The 10529-nt window shown below is 49.1% G+C and carries 9 protein-coding genes and 1 pseudogene; 6 read left to right on the forward strand and 4 right to left on the reverse strand.

Annotated features, from left to right (window positions below):
* Window positions 1-91: 91 nt before the first annotated feature.
* Entirely contained in the window at window positions 92-808 is a 717-nt protein-coding gene (locus tag NDI33_RS16705; RefSeq protein WP_190672743.1) for an NnrU family protein, read from the reverse strand.
* Window positions 809-1107: 299 nt separating this feature from the next.
* Between NDI33_RS16705 and NDI33_RS16710 the strand changes: the two genes are divergently transcribed.
* From NDI33_RS16710 to NDI33_RS16725, 4 genes are all read left to right on the forward strand, one after another.
* On the forward strand, window positions 1108-2112 hold the full coding sequence (locus NDI33_RS16710; protein WP_190413151.1) for a LysR family transcriptional regulator: 1005 nt from the start codon (window positions 1108-1110) through the stop codon (window positions 2110-2112).
* 111 nt (window positions 2113-2223) lie between these two features.
* A complete protein-coding gene (locus NDI33_RS16715) occupies window positions 2224-3678 on the forward strand; it encodes a serine/threonine-protein kinase (protein ID WP_190672746.1) in 1455 nt (484 codons plus the stop codon).
* Between the two features lie 29 nt (window positions 3679-3707).
* On the forward strand, window positions 3708-4781 hold the full coding sequence (locus NDI33_RS16720) for a PstS family phosphate ABC transporter substrate-binding protein (protein ID WP_190672749.1): 1074 nt from the start codon (window positions 3708-3710) through the stop codon (window positions 4779-4781).
* A gap of 100 nt (window positions 4782-4881) precedes the next feature.
* Window positions 4882-6297 (forward strand): ABC transporter substrate-binding protein, encoded by a 1416-nt coding sequence (locus NDI33_RS16725; RefSeq protein WP_190672751.1) that lies wholly within the window; start codon window positions 4882-4884, stop codon window positions 6295-6297.
* 64 nt (window positions 6298-6361) lie between these two features.
* Here NDI33_RS16725 and NDI33_RS16730 read toward each other — a convergent pair whose 3' ends face one another.
* Complete coding sequence (locus NDI33_RS16730; RefSeq protein WP_190413159.1) at window positions 6362-7060, reverse strand: Crp/Fnr family transcriptional regulator; 699 nt, start codon at window positions 7058-7060, stop codon at window positions 6362-6364.
* Window positions 7061-7278: 218 nt separating this feature from the next.
* On the opposite strand from NDI33_RS16730, the gene NDI33_RS16735 reads away from it, so the two are divergent.
* Entirely contained in the window at window positions 7279-8172 is an 894-nt protein-coding gene (locus tag NDI33_RS16735) for a DALR anticodon-binding domain-containing protein (protein WP_348245650.1), read from the forward strand.
* Window positions 8173-8329: 157 nt separating this feature from the next.
* Here NDI33_RS16735 and NDI33_RS16740 read toward each other — a convergent pair whose 3' ends face one another.
* The gene (locus NDI33_RS16740; protein WP_190533298.1) at window positions 8330-9208 is read right to left on the reverse strand and encodes a Cof-type HAD-IIB family hydrolase; all 879 of its coding nucleotides are present in this window, start codon (window positions 9206-9208) and stop codon (window positions 8330-8332) included.
* Window positions 9209-9294: 86 nt separating this feature from the next.
* Between NDI33_RS16740 and NDI33_RS16745 the strand changes: the two genes are divergently transcribed.
* Entirely contained in the window at window positions 9295-10266 is a 972-nt protein-coding gene (locus NDI33_RS16745) for a cation transporter (RefSeq protein ID WP_190672758.1), read from the forward strand.
* Between the two features lie 163 nt (window positions 10267-10429).
* Here NDI33_RS16745 and NDI33_RS16750 read toward each other — a convergent pair.
* Window positions 10430-10529: pseudogene (locus tag NDI33_RS16750) on the reverse strand (IS982 family transposase); the annotation flags it as partial.

Consider the following 10529-nt stretch of genomic DNA (forward strand, 5'->3'; position numbering starts at 1 on the left):
TAGAACCAGAACGTAATTAAGCTGAAAGTTATTTGGAATCATGCTACATCCATTTGGGATCGCGTGGCTCAGCATAATTGCGGAACTCACACTACCATCTGACAACACCTGTCGCCTGGATCAACCAGGGATGCGCCCACCACAACAGCAGAATGAAAGCAGTGACCCCCAGATACGCAGGGCGGAGAAACTCTTGCCATTTCAGGGTTTGATGCCCTTCCAGGAGCGCCTGGAAGGGGACAACAGAGGTGCGAGCTTTCACAGCCTCGAAAGCTTCCCCATAGCGAGCCAAGAGACGGCGATCGCCATGCCAAACTGCGAATAAATGATGCAGCACTAGCCCTACTGAAGTTAAGAGGGTAAAAGTTGTGCCGACCCAAAGCGTATGAGCAATACACCAAATCACCTGTCCAACCATTTGGGGATGCCTGGTGATGCGGATAATGCCGGTTTCGTAAAGATGCACTTGAGGCTTTTCGATGGCAGCAATTTCTAGCAAGTTGAAAGTTGCTGGATAAAGAAACAGAAATGAGATAGCCGAAAGCACCCACACCACCGACTGAACGCCGGGGACGCCCTGAACTTGCCACAGTTGCAGCCCATCATAACGATGATTAATGAAATAAACGATCAACACCACTGCTAGAGGAAGACTGACGAGGGCAAATAAGATGCGGTAGAGGCGGGGGCCGATTTTTTTTTCGCCCCAAGGACGCAGTGCAGCGAGACCACTGTGAGCGATCGCAAACCCAAAAAGCAGTCCCAGCATTATGTAGTGGCTAGGAGTCAGAAGGCGAAAGAAATTCATAAACTTTTACGTAATTTCCAGTAGAAAATAGACCCCCCAAGTATTCCCTGAGAGACTTGATCTCGTGTTGTGTTACTGTCGATGACTGAGAGGCTTTACAACGAAGTGGGCTATCAATCGCTTGAGTCCAGCCCCATCTCTCGCAAGAGAGCGCTTAGCGATCCTTCGGTCATTGGTGATGGGTCATCGGTCAAATGTCAGCAGTAACCAACAACTGACAACTGACAACCGACAAAAAGCTAACAGATCGCCGAGCTTTATGCCTCAGTCGCTCCTTTCCCTTTTCAGGTAAAGCCTGTATGTCTGACCTTCCTTTCACTTTAGACCAACTCCGCATTCTTAAAGCGATCGCCGCCGAGGGAAGCTTCAAGCGTGCCGCCGATAGCCTGTACGTCTCGCAACCCGCTGTCAGCCTCCAAGTCCAAAACTTAGAGCGGCAGTTGGATGTGCCGTTGTTTGACCGGGGAGGACGCAGGGCACAACTGACGGAAGCAGGGCACCTACTTCTCAGCTACGGCGAAAAAATCTTGACGCTTTGTCAAGAAACCTGCCGCGCCATTGAAGACTTGCAAAATCTCCAGGGTGGCACCCTGATTATAGGAGCTTCGCAGACGACAGGAACCTACTTACTGCCCCGAATGATTGGGATGTTCCGCCAGCAGTATCCAGATGTAGCAGTACAATTACACGTTCACTCGACGCGCCGCACGGCATGGAGTGTCGCCAACGGGCAAGTTGACCTGGCAATCATTGGGGGAGAGGTTCCTTCGGAACTACAAGAAGCACTAAAAATTATTCCTTATGCTGAAGATGAACTAGCGCTGATCTTGCCAGCTTTACATCCCCTCGCCAAAATTGGGACTATCCAAAAAGACGATCTTTACAAATTGCAGTTCATTGCCTTAGACTCCCAATCCACCATCCGCAAGGTGATTGACCAAGTGCTAACTCGCTGTGGTATCGATACCCGACGCCTCAAAATAGAGATGGAACTTAACTCGATTGAGGCAATTAAAAATGCCGTGCAGGCAGGACTTGGGGCGTCGTTTGTCTCCCTATCGGCGATCGAAAAAGAGTTGCAAATGGGCATCCTCCACTACGCAAAAATTGAAGAGGTAGTGGTCAAGCGGATGCTATGGGTGATTGTGAACCCAAATCGCTACCGCTCCAAAGCAGCAGAAGCGTTTAGCCAAGAAATTTTACCCGCCTTTGCCTCCCCCGGATGGGGAAGAGAAATGGAAGCATCCACTCCCATAGAAGCCGATGGGTTCAAGGCAGCTGCTCCTAACTCCGCAGGCAGTTAATTCTAGTATTAGCCAGCTGTTAGTTGCTAATCGCGAATGGAAGTATGGCTACTAGCTCTTAAACAATTAGCAATTAGCAACAATCGATTAGGATTTGACCAGTAACTCCTCATGGAAATTTACTGTACCCGTCCCGGCTGCCCTCGTCCCCTGAATTTTTTTGCCGATCTTGATGACAACAACCTTGTCAAAACGGTGCAGCAGAAGTATTGCACCGCCTGTGGAATGCAGCTGATTTTAGATGGTCGGTATCTATCGGCAAAGCTGTTAGGACGAGGGGGATTTGGTGCAGCGTTTTTGGCACGCGATCGCCGCACGCCTGGAATGCGCCGATGCGTCGTCAAACAGTTTCAGCCAGTGGGAGATTTAACGCCGGATCAGCTACAAATTGCCCAAAATCTATTTGCACGGGAAGGAGAAGTTTTAGAAGAACTCGGCAGCCATCCTCAAATTCCCGACTTGTTTGCTTTCTTTGATATCACAGTCCCCAGCATTCAACCGGGAAAACAGGACAAGTTTTTCTATCTGGTGCAGGAATTCATCGATGGGCATAATTTAGAAGAGGAACTGGCGCAGAAGGGGCAGTTCTCCCCAGACGAGGTGTTATTCGTGCTGCGAGAAATCCTGCCGGTGCTAAAGTTTGTTCATGATAGCGGCTCCATCCACCGAGATATCAAGCTTTCCAACATTATGCGCCATCGCAACGGTCGGCTTTATCTCTTAGATTTTGGTGCTGTTAAGCAGGTGACGAAGGCAACGCCTGGTGGATCGTCAACCGGAATTTATTCGATGGGATTTGCACCACCAGAGCAAATGGCTGGGGGTCAAGTGTATCCTTCAACAGATTTGTATGCCTTGGCGGTGACTTGCATTATCCTACTCACGGGCAAGCAGCCAACTGAGTTATTTGATGTCTATACAAATCAGTGGAATTGGAGACCTCATGCGGGTGCGATCGCTAGCGCTGCGGGAGCTAGTGAGTGGAATCGCTTCGCCGATATTTTAGACCAGATGCTCTTGAGTGCGCCGAATCAACGGTTTCAGTCTGCTGATGAAGTGCTGCACGCCCTGACTTCTTCATCACCGTCCCCTGCGCCTCCGGCACCACCGACTCAGATGCCTACCCGCGTCGCCGCTCCAGTCGCCGCTGCCGCGCCTCCAATTCCAGCCCCGACCCCTCAGCCACCCGCCCCCATTTCTCAACCCGCCTCTCGACCGAGATTTTCTCTACTGGAGGTTTTAGGAGGAGCAGCTTTTACGGGGTTTGAAGGCGGATTGTTATTTATTGGTTTGGGTAGTTTGCTGCCATCCCCAGGGCTGAGCGTTGGATTGTTGGGGATGATGATTGGGGGTCTGTTGTTTGCTCAATACCGCCGCTTCATTGAAAAATTGGATTTATTCATTATTGCGGGAATAACCCTGGCAATTATGCTGTTTTTTCCCGTTTTACGAGACGGGTTTCCCCTGGAGATAGTCGTTTTTGTGGCTATGTTGGCTGGAGCAGGCGCGATCGCAGTGACGGCTCTATTTCGCCTAATTTATAAATTACTTGCTAATTTTCTCTAAGCTAATCGTGAGCTTCCTGAGTAACCATCATGTCCCAAAAAAACGAAACCACGGTTCTCGTCTTAGCCCTCCTGCTCACTGCTGCTTTATTAGGCGCTGGCTTTTGGTGGTTTACCAAGCGGTCTGGTGTTGACCTCGGTCGTTTAAACCAAACCACCAATCCTAGCGATTCTGCTGCCAACGATCGGGAAAATCAGCCCAATCGCTCAACACCCTCCACCGGCGAAGGCTTTCCCCAAGTGCAGAACGTTCCTACTGGGCTGTTTAGCTACGGTGGCAGCACCTCTTGGGCACCGATTCGACTCGCAGTAGACTCGCGGATGCAAGCGGCGCGACCTGAGTTTCGGCTGCGCTATGTTGAGCCAAATACCGGCCCTGCTAGCTCTGGCGCTGGCATCAGAATGTTACTAGACGGGAAAATAGACTTCGCCCAATCTTCGCGACCGATTCTGACGAGCGAGTATAACCAGGCACAGCAGCGAGGGTTCGGGCTTAAAGAGATTGCGATCGCAATTGATGGATTGGCAGTCGCGGTTAACCCAAACCTGAATATCCCAGGTTTGACCTTAGATCAGTTGAAATCTATCTATACGGGCAAGATTACTAATTGGCAAGAATTAGGCGGCCCGGATATCCCAATTAAACCCTATTCTCGTTCCCCAAATGCTGGAGGAACGGTGGAACTATTTGTGGAAGAAGTCTTGAACGGTCAACCTTTTAGTGCCAATGTTGAATTTGTCTCTACCACGACTCAAGCACTGCAAAAACTTGGTGGTAGCCCTGGAGGAATTTACTTTGCTTCTGCTCCTGAAGTGGTTCCACAATGTAGTATCAAGCCTTTGCCAGTTGGGCGGAGAGCGGGTGAATTTGTAACGCCTTACCAAGAGCCTTTTGTGCCGCTGCAAACGTGCCCTAGTCAACGCAATCAGCTGAATATTCAGGCTTTTCAAACGGGTCAATATCCCCTGACTCGGAAGCTATTTGTGATTATTAAACAGAATGGTCAGAGAGAACAGCAAGCGGGTGAAGCTTATGCAAATTTGTTGCAGATAGAACAAGGACAGCAACTGATTTCTGAGGCTGGATTTGTTAGGCTCCGCTAATTACTCTCGTTTAAAACGTGATTTAAACTAAATATTTCAACGCGAAAAAGAATTTAATTAGACTTATCAATAAGACCTATTTCTTCCTGCTTAACCATCCATGTCCCATAAAAATGAAACAACGGTTCTTGTTCTGTCCCTATTGATTACAGCAGGTCTGTTGGGGGCTGGTTATTGGTGGTTTAAGAGCAATTCCAGTCCCCCAATTGCTCCGGGAAACCCTGATTCGGTGAAATCAAGTCCAGTTCCTATCGCACCAGGTTCTATCAGCACTCGAATTAGTATAGGGGAAAAATCTTTAGCAACGGCGAATGCTAACTCCGAGAAACAAGCAGGAGTGCAAGCATTTGCAAGCGGGGATTTTGCTAGCGCGATCGCTAACTTTCAATCATCCCTCCAAGCGAATCGCAACGATCCAGAAACTTTAATTTATCTCAATAATGCCCGGATCGGCAAGCAAATCAGCTACACCATTGCCGTCTCCGTGCCAATTGGTACGGATGTAAATGGAGCTTTAGAAATGTTGCGGGGCGTCGCTCAAGCTCAAACTGAAATTAATCAAGCTGGGGGAATTAAAGGAATTCCGGTAAAAGTAGCGATCGCGAATGACGATAATAATCCAGAAATTGCCAAACAAATTGCTACCGCCTTGGTCAATAATCCAGAAGTGTTAGGTGTTATCGGCCCTTATTCGAGCGATGTCACTTTGACGGCAGGAACTACTTATAACGATGGCAAATTAGTCATCATTTCCCCGACCAGCACCTCAATCAAACTTTCCGGTTTTAGCCGCTATGTTTTTCGGACAGTTCCTAGTGACTACGTAGCAGCCAGGGCATTATCTGACTATATGCTCAACAAATTGCAACGGAAAAATGCAGCCGTTTTCTTTAATTCCCGGAGTGCTTATAGCCAATCGCTGAAATCGGAATTTGTCGCTGCCGTATCTTTAGGAGGCGGGCAAGTATCGAATGAGTTTGACTTATCCGAACCGGGTTTTAGTGCTGCTAGAAGTATCGATCTAGCGATCGCTCAAGGTGCCCAGGTGCTAATGTTAGCAGCGAATACCGACACTTTAGACAAAGCCCTGCAAGTCGTGCAGCTAAATCGCAAACGATTAAAGCTCTTGGGGGGAGATGATGTTTACACACCCAAGACTTTGGAAGTGGGCGGTGAGGCAGCAGTTGAGATGGTGCTGGCAGTGCCTTGGCATATCAATGGCGATCCGACTTCTAACTTTCCCCGCCAATCCCGACAACTCTGGGGTGGCGATGTCAGTTGGCGTACCGCTTTGTCTTATGACGCTACCCAGGCTTTGATTGCAGCCTTGCAGCGCAATCCTACCCGAATCGGAGTCCAAAAATCCCTAATTGCATCGGATTTTTCGTCTACTGGGGCATCGGGCATCGTCCGGTTTTTACCGTCAGGCGATCGCAATGCTGCCGTCATTCTCGTCCGCATTCAACCGGGTACCATCTCCGGTACCGGCTACGATTTTGTACCCCTTCGTCCTTAATGAGCTGCTAGCCATGAAAGAGCTATCGTTAGGACAACAAACTGATGGCAATCGGCTCAAAAAGCTAATTATTGTTAACACTCAAAGCAGACGCAGGTAAACAGAGCAAATTATCCCCTTGAGTTCTGATTAATCCTTTTTGACGTAACTTACCCATTAAGCGAGTCACAGTGACACGGGTAGAACCGATGGCACTGCCAATTTGGGCATGAGTTAGGGGAAATGGCAGACAGTAACCGCTATCTTGGGGTTCGCCAAATTCTTCGATCAACAGCGTCAGGAATCCCAACAGCCGATCGATTGTCCGTCGCTGTCCTAGGGTACTCAGCCACAGTAGCTTGCGCTGGTGCTGATACCGGAACGCATCAAATACTTCGCGACGGAAGTGAGGCCAGTTGTCCAGGTCATGCCAGTACATCCAAACTACAGAAGTTTGATCGACGTGGGCATAAGCCTGAAGGGTAAACGGTGACTGGGCAACAATTTCAAACGGTTGTCCTGCACCCACAAAGCCTAAAAAAGCTTCTTCTGGACTCAAACGCAGAACTTTAGCCGCGGAAGAACTGGTGTTAGCACTAACTTGAGCCGTACCGACTAAGCGGACGGCACCCCGTTGGACTAGATACAAAAGTCCTGGTCTAGCTGGAATTCGCTCATCTTTACTGAAAGTCCGATAACGGTAGTGTTCCTGCGCCCAGTCTAGAATCCGTTGCCAGGTTAAAAACGGTCGAGATACCTCTGATGTGGAGGATGGTGATTGCATAAGTGGCAAGCGATGATCTTTTATAAATTTTACCAAGCTTACAAGGTAGCAAAAAATACTTCCTCACGCGCCTGCTTGAGTTAGATATTATTCTGGGAAAGTTCTAACCTTAGGTAGAGGTCATAAAACTAGACTAGATAAGCGAAATACGCCTTTCAAAGGGAGTGACTGTGAAGGTGAATTTACCGGCTGTTCATTGCCCATCGCTGAAGCAGCAGATGCTTATTCAGCTACAAGCAGCTATCGGTTTGTACAGAGAAAGATACCTTCTCGACAAGGACGCGATCGCTTCACATCCGCCAGAGGAAAATACGCCGTTGGCTGAGTTGATGAGCGGCGCTGAAATCCCTCTCCAGCGATTTCAGGAGGGTAAAGGCATCCGATACAGGTCGAGTGTCGCCCTCAAATTTGCAGCTCTCTGGCACCTGCCAGCATTGGAAATTGCAACTGAGCTAGCTGCCTATCTCTGTACTAGCGTCGATGACGCTCAGGGAAAGGTGGGTTTACAAAATTTGACAATTCAAGTGATTCCTCCCGGTTTCATTGACTTCCAACTCACCGATACGGAAATAGCCCGTTGGTTGCAGCTTTTGGTAGTAGGGGTGAGTCAAAGCCAGGGAGTTCCCAATTACCTATTACCAATTCCCGATTACCGGGTACCGATGACTTACCCCCAACCCCTATCAAGTCTTTCAAAAGTACAGTATATCCATGCCCGTTGCTGCTCTTTGCTGCGCTTAGGGCATCGGGAGAAGATAATCCAGCTCAATGACTCGCCTGCACTGATGCTAGTCTACCCAGAGCCAATTCCTTGGCTGACTGCGGACGGGCAACTCCAGTTGATTCATCCAGCAGAACGCCACTTGATCGCCCAATTGTTGGGGTTGCTAGATGAACTGGGGGGCATGAATCAACGGAAGTGGGGAAAACGGGCGTTTGATGCGACTCAGGCTTTTGAAACCTTTTACAGTGAATGTCGCATTTTTGGCGAAGTCAAGACTCAGATACCCGATCTGGCGCAGGCAAGATTGGGGTTAGTGGGGGTAACTCGCACAATTTTGAAATTCCTGTTGCAAGACAGGCTGGGCATCTTGGCACCCATCGAACTTTAGTCGTACCACCACCTACCCCTAGTTAGAAAATTTTGTAAAAAGCACTAGACAAATGGAATGATATGCAATACTATTGCTCTTGTGTGAGGAGCGAACCAGTGAGGGGACCGAGACGAAACACGGCCAGTCGTCGGTCCTCTTTCTGATCTAAAGGGTTTTAAAGTAGAAACATTTCAATGGCAGCGGCGGCACCATCTTTCTCTACACTAGGAGCCACCCACTGCGCGATCGCTTGAACCTCTGCGGGTGCATCCCCCATCGCAACACCAATCCCAGCGTATTCAAGCATCTCCAAATCATTAAAGTTATCGCCAATCGCCATGACATTAGCGGCGTCTAGCCCTAATATCTCTTCGGCTAAGTAACGCACTGCTGTTCCTTTATTCACACTAGGGTGAGTCGCTTCAAAGAAAGTCGCAACAGAGGTAGTCAGGTAAAGTTCGGCTGGGGTGTAACGCTTTCGTAACGTTCCGAGCAAATTTTCAATCACGGTTGTATCGTCACAGAGCGCCAAAACTTTCGTCGGTTCAGCAATCGAGAGGGTATTCCGCAGGTCGCCAACAACGATAGGCTGGATGCCGGAGCGTTCTGAGTAAGCTTTGGTTGCCGATGTCAGTTCTCTGACATACAACTGGTCGTTGATGTAGAAGTGGACGGAAAGCAGCGATCGCAATTCCGGTTCCTCAAAGTGTTCCAGCAGTTGCAATACCATTGGCTCAGAAACCGGCGAGTGACGCAGAACCTTCTGGCTGATGGGGTCTTGAATCCAAGCACCTTGATAAGCCATCACAGGCAATGTGGAGCCAACGTGTTGATGGAAGCGCAAAGCAGAACGATACATCCGACCTGTCGCGATCGCAACGTGAATACCCTTTGCTTGAACGGCACGAATTGCCCGAAGTACAGGTTCTCTGATAGTGTTGGATACACCGGCAATCGTGCCATCAATGTCTAAAACTAATAATCGAATCGCCTTGGCATCTAAACCGGGAGAGTTGACCTCAACTACCTGGTTAGAAAAAGAAGGGTTTGACATGAGTTGTTCGTTGTTCGTTGTTCGTTGCTAGAGTAACCAAACTTCTAAACACTAACAACCAAAAACTAATAACTCCTTAAAAGGCTATGACCGAGGCAAAGAATCGCTATCGCGCCAGTCGTCGGGTTTTATTTGCGACGCTTTGGCTCACCTTGTTCGTTTTATCCATTAAAGTTTCAGCAGGTTGGACAACGCGATCGCTCAGCCTGCTAGCGGAGTCGCTGCACACCCTGATTACCAGCTTCAGTATCCTGTTGAGTTTGCTCGTCACTGCCGCACCCGACCGTCTAGCAGGGCGCGAAGTGCATGGTCATAGCAAACTGGAAAGCGTGGCAACGCTTCTGCTCGTGGCTTTTTTGGGCTTTGCTTGCTTAAATTTACTGGGAATGTCCGCCCAGCAGCTAGTCGCTGCGACCAGGGTTGTCGATCTCCCGTATCCCACCTCAGTGAGTCTACCCCTAATTCAATTGCTGGGAGTGGTTGCCTCCACAACCCTAGTCCTCGCCCTCATCGGCGTGTACCAAGCCAGAGTTTTAAATAGCCCTGCTGTGCGGTTTAATTCCATTCAGTTGTTCAAGGATGTGGGGCTGACCCTCTTGGTGGTAGCAGGCTTGGTAGGAGTGATGTGGGGGATTTTCTGGCTCGACGTAATGCTGGCGGTTTTTTTGGTTCTTCTAGCCGCGAGAAGTTGTTGGTACGTCGTGAATTGGCAGTTACCGCTGATGGTGCAGCAGACTGCGATCGCTCCCGAAGTTTTGGCGCAAATTGCCCGTCAGGTTGGGGGCGTCACCCACTGTTACCAGATTGAGTCGCGAGGAATTGTCGGGCGTTTGGTGTTGGTACAGATGCATCTAATTCTGCATCCAGAATTTATGGGAATTGCTTCTCTAATTGCCGAGCGCATCGAGTTGGCGATTCGAGAGCGCTATGGTCCCATTCAAGCCATTTTCTATATTGATGACGATGTTCGAGAGCTGGAAAACTACAGTTCCGCTAATCCAACTTTAGAAGTGAACGGAATTCGTTATCGACGAGATGAGACACACAGCCAAAATTAACTTTGAGCGACGCTTCTGGCGAGCGGAGTAGAACTTCATCCCAATTCTGGCTTGTTGACGCTTCACTTTCAATTTGTCTTTTGTCCCCCAATTGAGCGGGGGGCTATTAACGCCGCAGAACTTTTCTTGCCTGAGTATCTTTCCTAAGTAACGTGAGTTCGGGTTAAGCAGGCAAGGCAGCATCGTTGATCAGGGAGGGCTTCTTGGGCTGGTGGCAGTAGGCAATTAAGCCGGCTATCAAATTGACGGCAAAGTTGACAGGA

The organism is Trichocoleus sp. DQ-A1 (assembly GCF_039961955.1).
In the GTDB taxonomy this organism is placed as follows: Bacteria; Cyanobacteriota; Cyanobacteriia; order Cyanobacteriales; family FACHB-T130; genus FACHB-T130.

Coding starts and splice junctions, on each gene's coding strand:
- NDI33_RS16705 (WP_190672743.1), bottom strand. CDS start 808: ATGAATTTCTTTCGCCTTCTGACTCCTAGCCACTACATAATGCTGGGA.
- NDI33_RS16710 (WP_190413151.1), top strand. CDS start 1,108: ATGTCTGACCTTCCTTTCACTTTAGACCAACTCCGCATTCTTAAAGCG.
- NDI33_RS16715 (WP_190672746.1), top strand. CDS start 2,224: ATGGAAATTTACTGTACCCGTCCCGGCTGCCCTCGTCCCCTGAATTTT.
- NDI33_RS16720 (WP_190672749.1), top strand. CDS start 3,708: ATGTCCCAAAAAAACGAAACCACGGTTCTCGTCTTAGCCCTCCTGCTC.
- NDI33_RS16725 (WP_190672751.1), top strand. CDS start 4,882: ATGTCCCATAAAAATGAAACAACGGTTCTTGTTCTGTCCCTATTGATT.
- NDI33_RS16730 (WP_190413159.1), bottom strand. CDS start 7,060: ATGCAATCACCATCCTCCACATCAGAGGTATCTCGACCGTTTTTAACC.
- NDI33_RS16735 (WP_348245650.1), top strand. CDS start 7,279: ATGCTTATTCAGCTACAAGCAGCTATCGGTTTGTACAGAGAAAGATAC.
- NDI33_RS16740 (WP_190533298.1), bottom strand. CDS start 9,208: ATGTCAAACCCTTCTTTTTCTAACCAGGTAGTTGAGGTCAACTCTCCC.
- NDI33_RS16745 (WP_190672758.1), top strand. CDS start 9,295: ATGACCGAGGCAAAGAATCGCTATCGCGCCAGTCGTCGGGTTTTATTT.